The 16,423-nt window shown below is 59.5% G+C and carries 14 protein-coding genes; 4 read left to right on the top strand and 10 right to left on the bottom strand.

What is annotated here, in order from left to right; translation table 11 throughout:
* Nucleotides 1–9: 9 nt before the first annotated feature.
* The 7 genes from JDW18_RS05045 to JDW18_RS05015 all read right to left on the bottom strand — a co-directional run bounded on the left by JDW18_RS05045 (nucleotide 10) and on the right by JDW18_RS05015 (nucleotide 7,775).
* Nucleotides 10–1,020: an inorganic phosphate transporter gene (locus JDW18_RS05045; protein ID WP_218243773.1), complete on the bottom strand. Its 1,011-nt coding sequence runs from the start codon at nucleotides 1,018–1,020 to the stop codon at nucleotides 10–12.
* A 19-nt stretch (nucleotides 1,021–1,039) separates the two neighbouring features.
* Nucleotides 1,040–1,687 carry a DUF47 domain-containing protein gene (locus JDW18_RS05040; RefSeq protein ID WP_218242618.1) on the bottom strand — a complete coding sequence of 216 codons (648 nt, stop codon included), beginning with the start codon at nucleotides 1,685–1,687 and terminating at the stop codon, nucleotides 1,040–1,042.
* An 801-nt stretch (nucleotides 1,688–2,488) separates the two neighbouring features.
* Nucleotides 2,489–3,250: an ABC transporter ATP-binding protein gene (locus JDW18_RS05035; protein ID WP_218242617.1), complete on the bottom strand. Its 762-nt coding sequence runs from the start codon at nucleotides 3,248–3,250 to the stop codon at nucleotides 2,489–2,491.
* 2 nt (nucleotides 3,251–3,252) lie between these two features.
* Nucleotides 3,253–4,035, bottom strand: a complete 783-nt coding sequence (locus tag JDW18_RS05030) for an ABC transporter ATP-binding protein (protein WP_218242616.1) — start codon at nucleotides 4,033–4,035, stop codon at nucleotides 3,253–3,255.
* Nucleotides 4,036–4,054: 19 nt separating this feature from the next.
* Nucleotides 4,055–5,134 (bottom strand): ABC transporter permease subunit, encoded by a 1,080-nt coding sequence (locus tag JDW18_RS05025; protein WP_218242615.1) that lies wholly within the window; start codon nucleotides 5,132–5,134, stop codon nucleotides 4,055–4,057.
* A 9-nt stretch (nucleotides 5,135–5,143) separates the two neighbouring features.
* A complete protein-coding gene (locus JDW18_RS05020) occupies nucleotides 5,144–6,073 on the bottom strand; it encodes a branched-chain amino acid ABC transporter permease (RefSeq protein ID WP_218242614.1) in 930 nt (309 codons plus the stop codon).
* A gap of 349 nt (nucleotides 6,074–6,422) precedes the next feature.
* Nucleotides 6,423–7,775 (bottom strand): replication-associated recombination protein A, encoded by a 1,353-nt coding sequence (locus JDW18_RS05015; protein WP_218242613.1) that lies wholly within the window; start codon nucleotides 7,773–7,775, stop codon nucleotides 6,423–6,425.
* A 394-nt stretch (nucleotides 7,776–8,169) separates the two neighbouring features.
* Here JDW18_RS05015 and brnQ point away from each other — a divergent pair, with 394 nt between their 5' ends.
* Complete coding sequence (gene brnQ / locus JDW18_RS05010; RefSeq protein WP_281421602.1) at nucleotides 8,170–9,501, top strand: branched-chain amino acid transport system II carrier protein; 1,332 nt, start codon at nucleotides 8,170–8,172, stop codon at nucleotides 9,499–9,501.
* A 120-nt stretch (nucleotides 9,502–9,621) separates the two neighbouring features.
* Here brnQ and lolA read toward each other — a convergent pair whose 3' ends face one another.
* Both lolA and JDW18_RS05000 read right to left on the bottom strand, forming a co-directional pair.
* Nucleotides 9,622–10,257 carry an outer membrane lipoprotein periplasmic chaperone LolA gene (lolA, locus tag JDW18_RS05005; RefSeq protein ID WP_218242612.1) on the bottom strand — a complete coding sequence of 212 codons (636 nt, stop codon included), beginning with the start codon at nucleotides 10,255–10,257 and terminating at the stop codon, nucleotides 9,622–9,624.
* Between the two features lie 131 nt (nucleotides 10,258–10,388).
* Nucleotides 10,389–12,752, bottom strand: a complete 2,364-nt coding sequence (locus JDW18_RS05000) for a DNA translocase FtsK (protein ID WP_218242611.1) — start codon at nucleotides 12,750–12,752, stop codon at nucleotides 10,389–10,391.
* A gap of 260 nt (nucleotides 12,753–13,012) precedes the next feature.
* On the opposite strand from JDW18_RS05000, the gene trxB reads away from it, so the two are divergent.
* The 3 genes from trxB to rpmG all read left to right on the top strand — a co-directional run bounded on the left by trxB (nucleotide 13,013) and on the right by rpmG (nucleotide 14,677).
* On the top strand, nucleotides 13,013–13,966 hold the full coding sequence (trxB, locus tag JDW18_RS04995; protein ID WP_218242610.1) for a thioredoxin-disulfide reductase: 954 nt from the start codon (nucleotides 13,013–13,015) through the stop codon (nucleotides 13,964–13,966).
* A 286-nt stretch (nucleotides 13,967–14,252) separates the two neighbouring features.
* Nucleotides 14,253–14,486 (top strand): 50S ribosomal protein L28, encoded by a 234-nt coding sequence (gene rpmB / locus JDW18_RS04990; RefSeq protein WP_066539714.1) that lies wholly within the window; start codon nucleotides 14,253–14,255, stop codon nucleotides 14,484–14,486.
* Between the two features lie 20 nt (nucleotides 14,487–14,506).
* Nucleotides 14,507–14,677: a 50S ribosomal protein L33 gene (gene rpmG, locus JDW18_RS04985; RefSeq protein ID WP_218242609.1), complete on the top strand. Its 171-nt coding sequence runs from the start codon at nucleotides 14,507–14,509 to the stop codon at nucleotides 14,675–14,677.
* A gap of 64 nt (nucleotides 14,678–14,741) precedes the next feature.
* Here the strand turns inward: rpmG and JDW18_RS04980 are convergent, their stop codons facing one another.
* A complete protein-coding gene (locus JDW18_RS04980) occupies nucleotides 14,742–16,244 on the bottom strand; it encodes an aminotransferase-like domain-containing protein (RefSeq protein WP_218242608.1) in 1,503 nt (500 codons plus the stop codon).
* Nucleotides 16,245–16,423 lie beyond the last annotated feature (179 nt).

Below are 16,423 nucleotides of genomic sequence, written 5' to 3'. Positions count from 1 at the left end.
TGACATTTCTCAATACAGCTGCAGGCTGATCCAGTAGGCGATGGAAGCCACAAAGGCGCTGGCAGGAATCGTCAGAATCCAGGCCCAGACAATATTGCCCGCCACCCCCCAGCGCACAGCACTGGCACGCTGGGTGGAACCCACGCCCACGATGGCACCGGTGATGGTGTGCGTGGTCGAAACAGGAACGCCCAGGAAGGTTGCGAAGAACAGTGTCAATGCACCGCCAGATTCCGCGCAGAAGCCGCCAACGGGCTTGAGCTTGGTGATCTTCTGGCCCATGGTCTTCACAATGCGCCAGCCGCCGAACATGGTGCCCATGCCAATGGCCAGATAGCAGCAGACGATGGTCCACATGGGAGGCTCTGCATCACCCGCATTGGCATAACCCGTGGCAATCAGCAGCAGCCAGATGATACCGATGGTCTTTTGCGCGTCATTGCCACCGTGGCCCAGGCTGTACGCACCGGCAGACACCAGTTGCAGACGGCGGAACCACTTGTCCACGCGGTTGGGGCTGGCACGGCGGAAGATCCAGGCGACCAGCACCATCATCAGCGAACCCAGCAGAAAGCCCAGCACGGGGGAGACGAAGATGAAGGCCACCGTCTTCCAGATGCCGCTGGCAACCAGCGCACCGGCACCGGCCTTGGCAATCACCGCACCCACAATGCCGCCGATCAGCGCATGCGAGGAGCTGCTGGGAATGCCATAGACCCAGGTGATGATGTTCCAGGTAATGGCGCCAACCAGCGCACCGAACACGACGTGCGTATCCACAATGCCTGGCTGCACAATGCCCTTGCCCACGGTTGCCGCCACGCTCAGGTGAAAGACGAACACGGCCACCACGTTGAAGAACGCCGCAAACACCACGGCCTGCGTGGGCTTGAGCACCCCCGTGGACACCACGGTGGCAATCGAATTGGCCGCATCGTGAAAGCCGTTCATGAAATCGAACAGCAAAGCCAGTGCGACCAGCAAAATCACAACCCACAGGGCTGCCTGTACGGGTTCCATCATTGAACTCCGTTACGAATCAGGAATTCTCGAGGACGATGCCCTCGATCAGGTTCGCCACGTCTTCGCAGCGGTCCGTGATGGTTTCCAGCAGCTCATAGATAGCCTTGAGCTTGATCACTTCACGCACATCGGGCTCTTCACGGAAGAGCTTGCTCATGGCTGCGCGCATCACGCGGTCGGCATCGCTTTCCAGACGGTCGATTTCGTCGCAAGTCTTGCTGGCGGCTTCCACAATCGCGGGATCAGACAGGCGGTCAAGCAGCTTGACGGCGTCACGCAGACGCTCGCAGCAACGCACACACAGGTCCGTCAGGCGTGTGATTTCGTCCGTCATGTGACGCACGTCATACAGAGCCATGGTCTCGGCGGAGTCCTGAATCAGGTCAGCCACATCATCCATCGTGTTGATCAGCGAGTGAATGTGCTCACGATCCAGAGGAGTGATGAAAGTCTTGTGCAGCAGCTTGGTGACGTCGTGAGTCACACGGTCAGCAGCGCGCTCGGCGTTGTCCACATCCGCGTTGTACTTTTCACGCAGGTGGGGATCGTTGTAGTTCGCGACGAGTTGCGAGAAGGCGTGAGCTGCTTCAACAATGCGATCAGCATGTTGATTGAACATCTCGAAAAAATTACCTTCGCGCGGCAATAACTTGCCAAACAGCATGAATGCTCCTTACCGGGGAAAAAGAAACCAGGCGACTCACTGCAACACAGCATGGTTCCCGGCTTAAACGATGCGAAGTTTACTCTTGAGTCTTTGTGCGTTTGTGCGCGCATTCAAGACACCCCTTCAAGCCCCACGAAAAATAAAATACAAAGCTCCACGTTTGCTCAGACTTGTCTATAAGAATCCCGCTTGCATGGCCTCTTCATACCGACTACCTCCAGCAGCGCAGCAGCCATCAAGGGGATGAGCTGCCCTGCGTCTCTTGTCCGCCCAGTGCGTGAACACCCCCCAGGTCAAGAGAGGCAGATACGATTAGCAGACACTTGCTACAAGTTTTCACAGAGAGCAAACACGCAAGCGCATCAGGCCAGCGCACAGCAACCCACATCTGCCCTGCGCGTTGAACCAGTACCTTTGACCACACAAACAAAGGCTTTTCCGTGCCACCACGTAGTCACCGCCTTCAAGCATGTCTGCATGGCTGACGGGCCCTTTCAGCAGGTGTGCGTCCGCTCCAAGCCCTTTGTCCATGGTGCTTTGCACTGCCAATAGATGCCGCGATTACGCTCTAAAAATTTCTTTTTTATCTTTATTTATTTCTAAAAAATCTAAAAGAGAAATAAAAAGAACTATATCGAAGCAAATAAAACAAAAAAATATGACACAAAAACGTCATATTTTTGTCACCCGGAAGGTTTGAGGGGAATTTACTCTCCCCTTTGGCAAGACATGCGCTAAGCCGGCACGCGTCTTTTCAGTTCGTCGCACACATCAACTCGGCGCAAGTCCTGCCGGTTCTCACTCCCCCAGATAAGCGGCACGCACCCGGGGATCGTTGAGCAATGTCTGCCCTGGCCCCGTCATCGTGATGATGCCGGACTCCATGACATAGCCACGGTCCGCCACCGCCAGTGCGCGGCTGGCATTTTGCTCCACCAGCACCATGGTCACCCCCAGTGCATAGACGTCACTGACCACTTCAAAAATCTTGTCCACCATGATGGGCGACAGGCCCATGGAGGGCTCGTCCAGCAGCAGCACTTTGGGCTGACTCATCAAGGCACGGGCCATGGCCAGCATTTGCTGCTCCCCTCCCGACATGGTGCCCGCCAGCTGGTCTTTGCGCTCTCTGAGACGGGGAAAGATGCCGAACATGCGCTCGATATCCGCCTGAATCCCGGCCTTGTCATTGCGCGTGTAAGCCCCCATCAGCAGGTTTTCGGTGATGGTCATGCGCGCAAACACGCCGCGCCCCTCGGGAACCATGACCAGGCCTTCGGCAACCAGATCCCAGGCCCCCTTGTTCTTGATGCTTTTGCCCAGATAGAGGATGTCGCCATCCGCCATGGGCAAGCCCCGGGTGACTGCTTTCATCGTCGTGGTCTTGCCCGCGCCATTGGAGCCGATCAGCGAGACCAGCTCGCCCTCGCGCACCTCAAAGTCCACCCCCTTGACGGCCTGAATTCCGCCATAGGCCACTTTCAATCCCTTGACTTGCAAGAGCACCTGCCCTGCCGCCTTGCTGGCGGCCTGCGGACGTTCCTGTACTTGATCCTGCATCTTCAGTGGCCTCCCGTACCCAGATAGGCTTCAATCACTTTTTCATTTTTCTGCACTTCAGCAGGCGTGCCCTCGGCAATGGGCTTGCCATAGTCCAGCACCGTCACGCGGTCGCACAGGCCCATCACCAGTTTCACATCATGCTCAATCAGCAAAATGGTGCGATGGTCGTTGCGAATGCGGTCAATCAGCTCGCGCAGCTGTACTTTCTCCGTCGCATTCATACCGGCAGCGGGCTCATCCAGTGCAATCAGCTGAGGGTCGGTGGCCAAGGCGCGAGCGATCTCAAGGCGGCGCTGGTCGCCATAAGACAGCGTGCGCGCCCGAAAATCGGCATATTTGCCAATGCCCACATAGTCCAGCAGCTCCTGCGCTCTGGCGCGAATCTCCGCCTCTTCGCGCTTGAAGGCTTTGGTGCGAAAGACTGCGCCGATCAGGCCCGAGTGGGTGCGCACATGGCGGCCCACCATGACGTTTTCCAGCGCCGTCATTTCGGCAAACAGGCGAATGTTCTGAAAAGTGCGCGCAATGCCTGCGCGGGCCACCTTATGCACTGCAGTGGGCTCATAAGGCTTGCCAGCCAGCTCGAATTTGCCGGTGTCAGGCGTGTAAAGCCCGGTGATGACGTTGAAAAAAGTGGTTTTCCCCGCGCCATTGGGGCCGATCAGGCCGTAGACCTGACCACGCTCTATCTTCATGTTCACGCCCGACAAGGCTTGCAGCCCGCCAAAGCGTTTGGAGATGTCAGAGACGTGGAGGACTGTGGAAGTCATGCTATCTGCCATATCAGTTCACACTCCTTGTTCACGCTGCACGGTTCAGGCTCTTGCCATGCTCGGGCGTTGGCCACAGGCCGCGCGGGCGCATCAGCATGATGACGATCATGGCCAGTGCAATCAGCAGCTGACGCAGGATGGACGCATCCAGACGCCCGCCCGTCATCTCCTGCAATGGCCCCGCCACATAGCGCAGCACTTCGGGTAGCGCCGAGAGCAGCACAGCGCCCAGAATCACGCCCGGGATATGCCCCAGACCGCCCAGCACCACCATGGCCACAATCATTACGGACTCCATCAGGCTGAACGACTCGGGAGAGACAAAGCCCTGGAAGGCTCCGAACATGGCCCCCGCCACACCGCCAAACGATGCCCCCATGCCAAAGGCCAGCAGCTTCATATTGCGCACATTGATGCCCATGGCCTTGGCCGCAATTTCGTCTTCACGAATCGCCATCCAGGCGCGGCCAATGCGCGAATCCTGCAGGCGGTAGCAGATCAGGATGGTGAACAGCACCAGAACCAGGAACAGGTAGTAGTACAGCGTGACCGATGAGATGTCGAAGCCAAAGATCTCGGTCCGTTTGGCCAGATCCAGCCCGAAAATCTTGACTGAGTCCACCTGACCAATGCCCTTGGGGCCGTTGGTGATGTTGACGGGCTGGTCCAGGTTGTTCATGAAGATACGGATGATCTCGCCGAAGCCCAGAGTCACGATGGCCAGATAGTCGCCCCGCAATCGCAGCACCGGCAGGCCCAGAAGCACCCCCGCACAGGCCGCAACCAGCATGCCCAGCGGAATCACCAGCCAGATGGAGGTGTGCAGCCCGTTGGGGAACATGGCGGCAAACCCTTCAAAAGTCTCCGCCAGATGCGGCGAAGCCATGAGGGCGAACATATAGGCGCCCACGGCATAGAAAGCCACGTAACCCAAGTCCAGAAGACCGGCGTAACCGACCACGATATTGAGGCCCAGCGCCAGCATCACGTAGAGCAAAGCCAGATCCGCAATGCGCACCCAAGCATTGCCAAAGTACTGCAGAAGCAGCGGCAGCAACAGCAGGCCGATGCCGCCCAGAATCCAGTGGAGTGTCTTGTTGTTTTTCATGAGCACTCCTTATGCGCGATCGGCCACACGCTCACCCAGCAGGCCCGAGGGGCGCAGCGTCAGGATGATGATGAGCACAATGAAAGCAAAGATGTCGGTGTACTGACTGCCCAGCACGCCGCCCGTCAGATCGCCGATATAGCCGGAGCCGATGGACTCGATCAGCCCCAGCAGCAACCCGCCCACCACCGCACCAGCCAGATTGCCGATACCGCCGAACACGGCAGCTGTGAAAGCCTTGAGGCCCGGCAAAAAGCCCATGGTGTGATGCGCCGTGCCGTAGTTGGACGCGTACATGATGCCGGCAATGGCTGCCAGCACCGCACCGATGATGAAGGTGGCGGAAATCACCATATCGGGCCTCACGCCCATCAGGGCCGCAACCCGTGGGTTCTCGGCCGTGGCGCGCATGGCGCGGCCTAATTTGGTGTAGTTGACCAGATACATCAGCAAGGCCAGCGCAACAGCCGTGACCACCAGAACCAGAATCTGGGTTGGCGTGATGACCGCCGTGCCAATCTCATAAGGTGTGCTGGACAGCAGTGTGGGAAAGGCCTTGTAGTTGGGCTTCCAGATAATCATCGCCAGTGTCTGCAGCAGGATGGAGACACCGATCGCCGTAATCAGCGGCGCCAGGCGCGGGCTGTTGCGCAGTGGTCGGTAAGCGACTTTTTCGATCACAAAGTTCAACGAAGCCGCCACCACGCAGGCAATGATGGTGGCCAGCAACAGCATGAGCCAGCCCGGCAGATAAGGCATGGCCTCCTGCATCAGGCCTATGCAGCTCCAGCTGGTCAATGCCCCCACCATCAGCACTTCGCCGTGCGCGAAGTTAATCAGCTGAATGATGCCGTACACCATCGTGTAGCCCAAGGCTATCAAGGCGTACATGCTGCCCAGAACCAGACCATTGATGATCTGCTGCAGCAAGATATCCATAAGCGAGCTCCCCTTCCCTCGATCCAAGACGGAGACACTGCAAGTCTCTCATCCCAAACGACGGAGCCGCGATGCCATGGTTCCCCTGCTGCCGGGGCCGCTTTGTGAGCGGCTTGCAGCAAGGGATTGGCGTGATTCTAGGGAGCAGTTTTCGCTGCACAGGGCCGGGGTTTCCCGTGGCAGGCAGAGCCAATGCTGCAATGCAATAAGACTAAGCAGTGCACAAGCTCAATAAATACAGTCACTTAGTTGGGCGAGCGTCGAAAAACTAGTGGCAAACACTGAAATCGCATTCAAAAATGCTGATATCCACTAGTACCCGGCACGCAACACCTTTCAAATAGCCGCTTTACAAACCGCTCTCATCTTCTTTGGCAGCTCGCGCTGCTTCATTCAGGGCCCGCAGATCGGCCAGCTTCTGAGCGATCTTGATTTCCAGCCCGCGCGGCACAGGCTGGTAGAAGCCGGGCTCTTCCATGCCCTCAGGCAGATAGCTTTCACCGGCGGCAAAACCACCCTCTTCGCTGTGCGCGTAGCGGTAGTCCTTGCCGTAATCCAGCTGTTTCATCAGCTTGGTGGGCGCATTGCGCAGATGCAGGGGCACAGGGCGGGTTGTATCGCCTTTCACAAAGGCCTTGGCCTTGTTGTAGGCCATGTAACCGGCATTGCTCTTGGGGGCCACTGCCAGATAGATCACGGCCTGCGCCAGTGCCAGTTCGCCCTCGGGGCTACCCAGTCGCTCGTACGTGGCCGCCGCGTCATTGCACATCTGCATGGCACGCGGGTCGGCCAGGCCAATGTCTTCCCAAGCCATGCGCACAATGCGCCGCGCCAGGTAGCGCGGGTCTGCGCCACCGTCCAGCATGCGGCAGAACCAGTACAGGGCGGCATCCGGGTCCGAGCCGCGTACCGATTTGTGCAGCGCGCTGATGGTGTCGTAGAACTGCTCGCCGCCCTTGTCATAGCGGCGCATGCGCTCGCCCAGCACCTTGAGCAGCCAGGCGTCGGTAATGCTGCCCACCCTGGCCTGCTCGGCCGTGATGGACAAGGTCTCCAGCGTGTTCAGCAAGCGGCGGGCATCACCGTCGGCATAGGCAATCAATCGCTCCAGCGCTTCATCTTCGATAGCTGGAACCGCTTGTATAGCCTGGGCCTTGGCCACTATTTGCTTTAAATCTTCAGTATTCAGGCTTTGCAGCACATACACCGCTGCGCGGGAGAGCAACGCCGAGTTCACCTCGAACGAGGGGTTCTCCGTTGTCGCGCCAATAAAGGTAAACAGCCCGCTTTCCACATGGGGCAAGAAAGCATCCTGCTGGCTTTTGTTGAAGCGGTGTACCTCGTCCACAAACACAATGGTGCGCTGCTGCATCAGGCCGTCACGCGCCGCCTGTGCCTGCTCCACCGCTTCGCGGATGTCCTTGACGCCACCCAGCACGGCGCTGATGGAGATGAATTGCGCATCAAACGCATCGGCCATCAGCCGCGCAATCGTGGTCTTGCCCACACCGGGCGGGCCCCAGAGGATGCAGCTGTGCGGTCTGCCCGACTCAAACGCCAGTCGCAGCGGCATGCCTTCACCCAGCACATGCTGCTGGCCAATCACCTCAGCCAGCGTGCGCGGGCGCAGGCGTTCGGCCAGGGGCTGATGGGCTGCGGTGGAAGATTGAGCTTGGGAAAAGTGGTTGTTGTGCGTGGCCATGAGCCCTCAAGTATCCATGCCCCACTTGCCCGCTGCAGCAGGCAGGTCAGAGACCCATCAAAGCGGTTCTGCACGGGGACAATCAGCCCGTGTTAACCCCTGTTTTCCTATCAGATTACATGTTTGTGGAGAATAGGTGTTTTAGCGGATCACTATTCTCCATTAGAGAGGCCACCCCTCATCTACATGGAAGCACTGCCCTGAACCTGCCTGCCACAAGCCAGTCAGGGCGGCTTTCTCTCTGATGTTTGCCTGCTGCCATCCCGGGCTAGCAACTTCCTGCGACTGATGCGGTTACCGCCCGTCAGCCAGAAATCAATCGAAAGAATCCGCAGCTTTCCTTGGTTCCAACTGCTCCAGGCTGCGCCGCTGCATGCGTTGCGTAGCGGGGCCTATGCATATGACAACACTCAAGACGCGGGACATTCTTGCCCTCGGCTTCATGACCTTTGCCCTGTTTCTGGGCGCAGGCAACATCATCTTTCCTCCCATGGTGGGCATGGCTGCAGGCCAGAACCTGCTGGGCGCATCCACCGGCTTTTTGCTGACCGGCGTCGGCCTGCCATTGCTGGGCGTGGTCGCGCTGGCGCGCGTGGGTGGCGGTCTGGATACATTGACCCGCCCCATCGGCCGCACCGCGGGCCTGATTCTGGCCATTGCCATCTATCTGACCATCGGCCCCTTCTTCGCCACCCCACGCACTGCCACGGTTTCGTTTGAGATGGGTCTGGCCCCATTTGTGGGCAACACGCCCGCCATGCTGCTGGTCTTCACCATCGTGTATTTTGTGCTGGTGGCGCTGCTGTCGCTGTTCCCCGGCAAGCTCATGGACAACGTGGGCAAGATCATCACCCCCGTGCTGATTCTGGCGCTGGCAGTGCTGGGCGGCTCGGCCTTTCTGGCGCCTGCTGGCGGCTACAGCGTCAGCACCGAAGCCTATGCTACGCAGGGCGCGGCCTTTGCCGAAGGCTTTTTGCAGGGCTACCAGACCATGGATGCACTGGCTTCGCTGATCTTCGGTCTGGTCATCGTCAACGCCATCAAGGCCGCAGGCGTGACCGACGGCAAGCTGCACACCCGCTACTGCATCTACGCCGGCATCATTGCCGCCACCTGCCTGGGTCTGGTCTATGTCTCGCTGATGTATCTGGGCGCCACCAATAGCCAGCTGGCCGCCAACGCCACCACCGGCGTGCAGATTCTCACGGCCTTTGTGCAGCAGACATTTGGCCCAGCCGGCCTGTGGCTGCTGGCCGTGGTCATCATGCTGGCCTGCCTGACCACGGGCATTGGCCTGATTACCGCCAGTGCTTCCTTTTTCAGCGAGCTGACCGGCCTCTCCTATCGCGGAATGGTGATTGGCCTGTCCGTCTTCAGCGCAGCCGTGGCCAACCAGGGTCTGGCACAGCTGATCGCCGTGGCCGTGCCCGTGCTGGTGGGCCTGTACCCACTGGCCATCACCCTAATTGCGCTGAGCCTGCTGCACCGCTGGAACCGCCCCGAGCGCGTGTACCGCCCCGTCATGCTGGTGGCGCTGGTGCTGGGCCTGTTTGATGCCGCCAAGGCCGCCAAGCTGGATGCCCTGGTGCCCGACTGGCTGAACCACCTTCCCGGCGCTGCGATGGGCATGGGCTGGACAACGCCTGTGCTGGGCATGCTGATTGTGTGCGGCGTTCTGGACCTGATGAGCAGCGCCAGCAGCAAGACCGCCATCAAGCAAGCTTGAGACTCTCAAAATATGAGCTGCCAGCGCTTATCCCATAAGCGCTTCAGCCATATTTCATGAAAAAAGGCCTGTGGACTTCCATCCACAGGCCTTTTTGCTTGCATCGAGTCAATCAACGCATCACTGCTTGAGCACATCAGCCCCCTTGGGCGCAGTGAAGTGGAAGGTGGATGCGGGCAGCGAGGCCTGAGCCTGCAGGTTCTTGAACTGCATCACCGAGCGCTGGCCAAAGCTGTCTTCAATGTCCAGCGCTGCCAGTTGCCCCTCGGGGGTGAAACCGATACGCACCGTCTTGAGCTGACCGCCCTTTTGCTTGGGGCTGGCCAGCACCCATTCCAGACCTTCGCTGTCTGGCTGGTTGCCCAGGCCAAAGTCGGCCTGCAGTGCCTTGAGGCTGGTAGCAGTGGTCAAAATGGCCGCTGGCGTGCTGCCCAGCGCCTGCGCCTGGGCACGCTCGGTCACCTGGTTCAGATCGGCGTCATACAGCCACAGCGTCTTGCCATCTGCCACGATGAGCTGCTCGAAAGGCTTGGTGTAGTTGAACTTGAACTTGCCGGGGCGCTGAAATTCAAAGCTACCGCTGGAAACCTTGGTGCGCGCTTCCTGGCCCGCCTTGGGGGGCGAGGTCACGGACTGGGTGAAGTCTGCCTTGCCCGCCTGGGTGTTCTTCATAAAGGACTCAAGGCTTTTCAAGCCATCAGCCCAGGCAGCGCTTACGCTGCCAGCTATCAAAATTGCAGTCAAAAGACGTTTCATCTTTTCTCCAAAAATCTTTCCGTTGCGTCACAGCCCTGCCAGAAACACCGAACAAGGGCCGCCCCGCAGTGAAGGTGTCGTCCCTTCGGGGGAAGGCGCGGGGCCGCCCAGGCACAGCGCCTCAGGGGGCATCAAGACTCCCGAGCCGGAACCAAAACATCACGCTGCCCGCTAGATGTCAGCGAGCTGACCAGCCCTGCCTTTTCCATCTGCTCCAGCAGATTGGCCGAGCGGTTGTAACCAATGCGTAGTTTGCGCTGAACGTAGGAAATGCTGGCCTTGCGGTCTTTCAGCACAATCTCCACGGCCTGGTCGTACAGCTCGTCCTTCTCGCTGCCGCCTTCGCCGTCGTCATCGCCGCCTTCGCCATCGGCAGAGCCGCTGTCCAGCACGCCGTCGATGTAGTCAGGCTCGCCCTGCTCCTTGAGGTAGCTGACCACGCGGTGCACTTCATCATCCGACACAAACGCGCCGTGCACACGCACAGGCAGGCCTGTGCCGCTGGCCATGTAGAGCATGTCGCCCATGCCCAGCAGGCTCTCGGCGCCCATCTGGTCCAGCACGGTGCGGCTGTCAATCTTGCTGGAGACCTGGAAAGCGATACGCGTCGGGATATTGGCCTTGATCAGGCCAGTAATCACGTCCACGCTGGGGCGCTGGGTGGCCAGAATCAGGTGAATACCAGCCGCACGCGCCTTCTGCGCCAGGCGGGCGATCAGCTCTTCAATCTTCTTGCCCACCACCATCATCAGGTCGGCCAGCTCGTCAATCACGATGACGATATGCGGCAGGCGCTGCAGTGGCTCGGGCTCCTCAGGTGTCAGGCTGAAGGGGTTGGGAATCGATTCCTCACGCGCCTTGGCTTCGTCGATCTTGGTGTTGTAGCCCGCCAAGTTGCGCACGCCCAGCTTGGACATGAGCTTGTAGCGGCGCTCCATCTCGGCCACGCACCAGTTCAGGCCGTTGGCGGCCTGCTTCATGTCAGTCACCACAGGGCACAGCAGGTGCGGAATGCCTTCATAGACCGACATTTCCAGCATCTTGGGGTCGATCATCAGCAGGCGTACATCACGCGCCTCGGCCTTGTACAGCAGCGACAAAATCATGGCGTTGATACCCACGGACTTGCCGGAGCCAGTGGTACCCGCTACCAGCACGTGGGGCATCTTGGCCAGATCGGCCACCACAGGGTTGCCCACAATGTCCTTGCCCAGACCCATGGTCAGCAGGCTCTTGGCATCGTGATAGACCTGCGAGCCCAGCACTTCCGAAAGACGAATCGACTGACGCTTGGCATTGGGCAGCTCCAGCGCCATGAAGTTCTTGCCGGGAATGGTCTCAATCACGCGAATCGACACCAGAGACAGCGAACGCGCCAAATCCTTGGCCAGGTTCACAATCTGCGAGCCCTTGACGCCCGTGGCGGGCTCGATTTCATAGCGCGTAATCACAGGGCCGGGCATGGCGGCCACCACGCGCACTTCCACGCCAAAGTCCTTGAGGCGCTTTTCAATCAGGCGGCTGGTCATCTCCAGCGTTTCGGCAGAGACCGATTCCTGGCGCTGCTGCGCCTCGTCCAGCAGATCCACCTGCGGCAGCTTGCTGTCGGGGTGATCCACAAACAGCGGCTTCTGGCGCTCCTTGACCACGCGTGCACTGGGCTGCGCCACCGCATCCTGCATCACTGGCTCAATAATCTGCACAGGCTGGTGCACGGGCGCTGTGATGGCGCCTTCGGTGCGGTCAAACACCACTTCCTCGCGTTCGCGGGCGGCTTTCTTGCCCACGGAAACATCCTTGGCAATCTCGCGGCGCTCGCGGCCAAACTGCACCAGTCCATCCAGGCGTGCACCCAGACCTTCCGCCAGCTTGCCCCAGGAAAAGCCAAACACCATGGCCGCGCCCAGCACGAACAGGCAGATGCCAATCAGGCCCGAGCCTGCAAAACCCAGCCATTTGAGGGCATTGAAGCCCATCATGTAGCCAAAAACACCGCCAGCAGGGCCAGGCAGCATGTTCTCGAAACGGTACAGACGCGTCCACTCCAGCGCGCAGCTGGCCACCATCAGCACAGCCAGGCCGCCCCAGAACAGAAAACGACGACGCCACAGCGGCATCAGGGCCACGGGTGAGCCGTCCTTGTTCACACCTCCGCGCATCCAGCGCAGCAGCGAAGTCACCCAAGCCTGCACTGCGGCCAGCACCAGCCACCAGATGGACAGGCCAAAACCGAAATAGCAGGCATCGGCCAGCCAGGCGCCCACGCGCCCCATCCAGTTATGGACAAACGGCCTTTGCCCGGCACCAGAAGTGGACCAGGCAGCATCCTGCGGCGAGTAGGTAAACATGGCCATGAGCCAGAAAACCAGTGCCAGCAGGCCAATCAGCAGCAAAACTTCCTGGCTGAACCGGATAACCCCATAGCGCGGAGCAGCCGCGCGGGATTTGGTTTTGCTGGAAGAAGACGCATTAGAAGCGTTCAATGTATATGTCATACGCAGGCGCAAGCTTACCTTAGGCCCTTATCCAAGCGGCACATTCGGCCAAGAGGGCTACAAGCGTAATGCAAGCACATGCAACAAAGCACGGCTTGCAGGGGCTGCAACCCCGGTGTCACTATCATTTTTAACAATTTCGGTGATTAAGACTGCTGAACACGCAGGCCTTGATGTGGAGCGATACTCCCATACCTTATTCCATGTTTTCATGACTGCGCGCCGGTTGTCGGCCTGCTTTTTCTTCAGAGTCACGCCTCATGTCCTCTACCCAACACGCACAAGTTCTCATCCTGGGCTCCGGCCCTGCCGGCTACACCGCAGCCGTGTACGCCGCCCGCGCCAACCTCAAGCCCTTGCTGGTGACCGGCATGGCCCAGGGCGGCCAGCTGATGACCACGACCGAAGTGGACAACTGGCCTGCCGACGTGATGGGCGTGCAGGGCCCGGACCTGATGCAGCGTTTTCTGGAGCACGCAGAGCGCTTCCAGACCCAGATCGTGTTCGATCACATCAGCAAGGTTGATTTTTCAAAGCGCCCCTTCACGCTGACCGGCGACAGCGGCACCTACACCTGCGACAGCCTGATCATCGCCACCGGCGCCTCGGCCAAGTACCTGGGCCTACCCTCGGAAGAAGCCTTCATGGGCCGTGGCGTCTCGGCCTGCGCCACCTGCGACGGCTTCTTCTACCGCGACCAGCCTGTGTGCGTGATCGGCGGCGGCAACACGGCCGTGGAAGAGGCGCTGTACCTGTCCAACATCGCCAGCAAGGTCACCCTGGTGCACCGCCGCGACAAGTTCAAGGCCGAGCCCATTCTGGTGGACAAGCTGATGGACAAGGTCAAGGAAGGCAAGATTGAACTGAAGACCCACTTCACACTCGATGAGGTGCTGGGCGACCAGTCTGGCGTCAATGGCATCCGCATCAAGAGCACGCTAGACGGCAAGACTGAAGACATCGCCCTGCAAGGCGCCTTCATTGCCATTGGCCACCACCCCAACACCGACATCTTCCAGGGCCAGCTGGAACTGGAAAACGGCTACATCGTCACCCAGGGTGGCCTGAAGGGCTTTGCCACCCAGACCAGCGTTCCCGGCGTGTTTGCCGCTGGCGACTGCCAGGATCACGTGTACCGCCAGGCCATCACCAGCGCCGGTACAGGCTGCATGGCTGCACTGGATGCACAGCGTTTCCTGGAGCAGGAGGCCTGATCGCAGCAATGCATCCCTTCGTTTGAACGGTTAGCGCTCATTCGAAGCAAAAGCCCTTGGGTTTGGCCTGCTTTGGCTGAAACCGGGGGCTTTTTTGCGGAAACGCTATAATCGCAGACTTTGCTGAATTCCAGCTTCGCGCTTTCTTTGCATTGCCGTTGCCCAGGACTTCCGCAATCGGGCCACCGCCACCCATTACAAACTGGCGAGGTGAGGTTGTCGGCACATCCTGCTGCGCAAGCGGGAGCTCAGAGCCGGCGGCCGATTCAACTATCGGAGTGTCCAAATGGCACGCGTATGTGAAGTTACGGGCAAGAAGCCCATGGTGGGCAACAATGTTTCCCACGCCAACAACAAGACCAAGCGTCGTTTCCTGCCTAACCTGCAATACCGTCGTTTCTGGGTGGAAACCGAGAACCGTTGGGTGCGTCTGCGCGTTTCCAGCGCTGCTCTGCGCCTGATCGACAAGAACGGTATTGACTCCGTGCTCGCAGACATGCGCGCTCGTGGCCAAGCTTAATTTCCTGAAGGAGAAACACCATGGCTGCTAAAGGCGGACGCGACAAGATCAAGCTGGAATCTACTGCAGGTACCGGCCACTTCTACACCACTACCAAGAACAAGAAGACGATGCCTGAAAAGATGTCGATCTCTAAGTTCGACCCCAAGGCTCGCAAGCACGTCGAGTACAAGGAAGTGAAGCTGAAGTAATTCGGCCTTGCTGATAAAACCGCCTCACGCAAGTGCAGGCGGTTTTTTTATGTCTGCGACGATTTCAGCCGCGTGCACTTTGCCCCAGTTGCTGGCAGGCCATGGCACCCAGTTCTTTCATTGCCTGCTCCATCAGCGCAGTGACCGGGCTGGTACAGGCCAGACGCATGCAATGCTCATAGCGCCCGGAATTGGAAAACATGCTTCCCGGCGCAATGCGTATGCCCTTGCTCAGCGCCGCCGTAAACAGCTCGGCGGTGGACATCTGCGCAGGAAACTCCAGCCACAGGCACAGGCCACCAGTGGGCAAACTCATTCGCGTACCCAGAGGGAAATGCCGGGCCACCAGGCGCGCCATGGCTTCGCGCTGCTTCTTGAGCTGCTGCCTGAGCTTTTCCATGCTGCGCTGGTGCGTGGGCGAGCCCAGTACCTGCGCAACCACCAGTTGCCCCAGCGTCTGGGTATTGCGACTCTGGGCAAATTTCAGCATCTGCACCCGGCCATGCCACTGCCCGGCATTCATCCAGCCCTGGCGCAGACCCGGCGCCAGGCTTTTATTGAAAGCCTGGCAATAAATGATATGGCCGGAAACGCTGTCCCAGGCCTTGAGTGGCCGCGCCGCCTGCGGGCCTTCGACAAACAGACCGTAGGAGTCATCCTCAATCAAGGCCGCGCCATGGGCTGCGCACAGCGCTACCAGTCTGGCCTTGTGCTCATCGGGCATGCGCGCACCCAGCGGCATCTGCAGCTCGGGCACCACCACTACCGCTTTCAGGCGCGGCTGCGTCTGAAATGCCAGCTCCAACGCTTCGATGGACATGCCCGTGCGCGGGCTGCAGGGAATTTCCAGCGTATTGAGCTTCAGCGACTCCACCACCTGCAGCAGGCCGTAATAGGTGGGCGACTCCACCGCCACCATATCGCCCGGTGATGCCACAGCCGCCAGCGCCAGACTCACGCCCTCAGAATTGCCCGTCGTCGCCAGCACATCAGCGGGCGCCACGCGAATACCAATCGCCAGCGCCCTGCGCGCCATGGCTTGCTGAAAATCGGGGTGATTGCCCTGATTAGCCAGCAATGAGCGCCCCTGGGACAGCAGCGTTGGATGCTCGCGCAGCAGCTGATTGACTGTTCTGTTCAGAAACTGGTGATCAAACAGCTCTGGCGGTGGGGTGCAGCCCCCCAGATCCACATAGACCTCGGCCTGGCGGCCGCGCTCCAGCAGCAGCGAGATATGTTCGTTGATACCCACGAAATGGGCGTGTGGATTGGGCTGCACAGGCTGGCTCAAGTCCGGCTCGCTGGTCAGCGGCAGCCCCACTCCAGTGGAGCGTACAAAATAGCCCACCCTGGGCCTGGCCTCGACATGCCCCTGCTCTTCCAGATAGCGCAGCATCTGCAAAGCAGTGGACAGACTGATCTCATGCCGCGCCATCAGCTCGCGCACCGACGGCATGCGCTCGCCCACCTTCAGCGTACCCAGCGCCACTGCACTGCTGTAATGCGCTGCCAGCCGCTGATACAGCGGCAAGGCCGAAGAGGGTTCAAGAGCAGCAGGTGTCAGCATGATGGTGAAGGCAAGCAGGCTTGGAACCCCATCATGCCAGCACGCTCTGTTCTGCAACAGATACAGATACGTCTCACAGACACCAGAACAGAGCGCATGCAAACCGCACTGCTACGCCCGCACAAAGCGGCGGCTGTGCCTGTTGCAAAACAGCCCGTAAACCTACGCTAGAGGCCCTG

Origin of the sequence: Comamonas fluminis (genome assembly GCF_019186805.1) — a bacterium.
In the GTDB taxonomy this organism is placed as follows: domain Bacteria; phylum Pseudomonadota; class Gammaproteobacteria; order Burkholderiales; family Burkholderiaceae_C; genus Comamonas; species Comamonas fluminis.
The sequence above is the reverse complement of the archived record's forward strand: the minus strand, read 5'-3'. Positions and strand labels throughout refer to the sequence as shown.

Bases quoted from the DNA above. Each gene is read 5' to 3' on its own strand.
- lolA (WP_218242612.1), bottom strand. From the start codon at position 10,257: ATGAAACGTCTTTTGACTGCAATTTTGATAGCTGGCAGCGTAAGCGCT.
- JDW18_RS05020 (WP_218242614.1), bottom strand. From the start codon at position 6,073: ATGGATATCTTGCTGCAGCAGATCATCAATGGTCTGGTTCTGGGCAGC.
- trxB (WP_218242610.1), top strand. From the start codon at position 13,013: ATGTCCTCTACCCAACACGCACAAGTTCTCATCCTGGGCTCCGGCCCT.
- JDW18_RS05045 (WP_218243773.1), bottom strand. From the start codon at position 1,020: ATGGAACCCGTACAGGCAGCCCTGTGGGTTGTGATTTTGCTGGTCGCA.
- rpmG (WP_218242609.1), top strand. From the start codon at position 14,507: ATGGCTGCTAAAGGCGGACGCGACAAGATCAAGCTGGAATCTACTGCA.
- JDW18_RS05000 (WP_218242611.1), bottom strand. From the start codon at position 12,752: ATGACATATACATTGAACGCTTCTAATGCGTCTTCTTCCAGCAAAACC.
- JDW18_RS05040 (WP_218242618.1), bottom strand. From the start codon at position 1,687: ATGCTGTTTGGCAAGTTATTGCCGCGCGAAGGTAATTTTTTCGAGATG.
- JDW18_RS05025 (WP_218242615.1), bottom strand. From the start codon at position 5,134: ATGAAAAACAACAAGACACTCCACTGGATTCTGGGCGGCATCGGCCTG.
- JDW18_RS04980 (WP_218242608.1), bottom strand. From the start codon at position 16,244: ATGCTGACACCTGCTGCTCTTGAACCCTCTTCGGCCTTGCCGCTGTAT.
- brnQ (WP_281421602.1), top strand. From the start codon at position 8,170: ATGCATATGACAACACTCAAGACGCGGGACATTCTTGCCCTCGGCTTC.
- JDW18_RS05015 (WP_218242613.1), bottom strand. From the start codon at position 7,775: ATGGCCACGCACAACAACCACTTTTCCCAAGCTCAATCTTCCACCGCA.
- JDW18_RS05030 (WP_218242616.1), bottom strand. From the start codon at position 4,035: ATGGCAGATAGCATGACTTCCACAGTCCTCCACGTCTCTGACATCTCC.
- JDW18_RS05035 (WP_218242617.1), bottom strand. From the start codon at position 3,250: ATGCAGGATCAAGTACAGGAACGTCCGCAGGCCGCCAGCAAGGCGGCA.
- rpmB (WP_066539714.1), top strand. From the start codon at position 14,253: ATGGCACGCGTATGTGAAGTTACGGGCAAGAAGCCCATGGTGGGCAAC.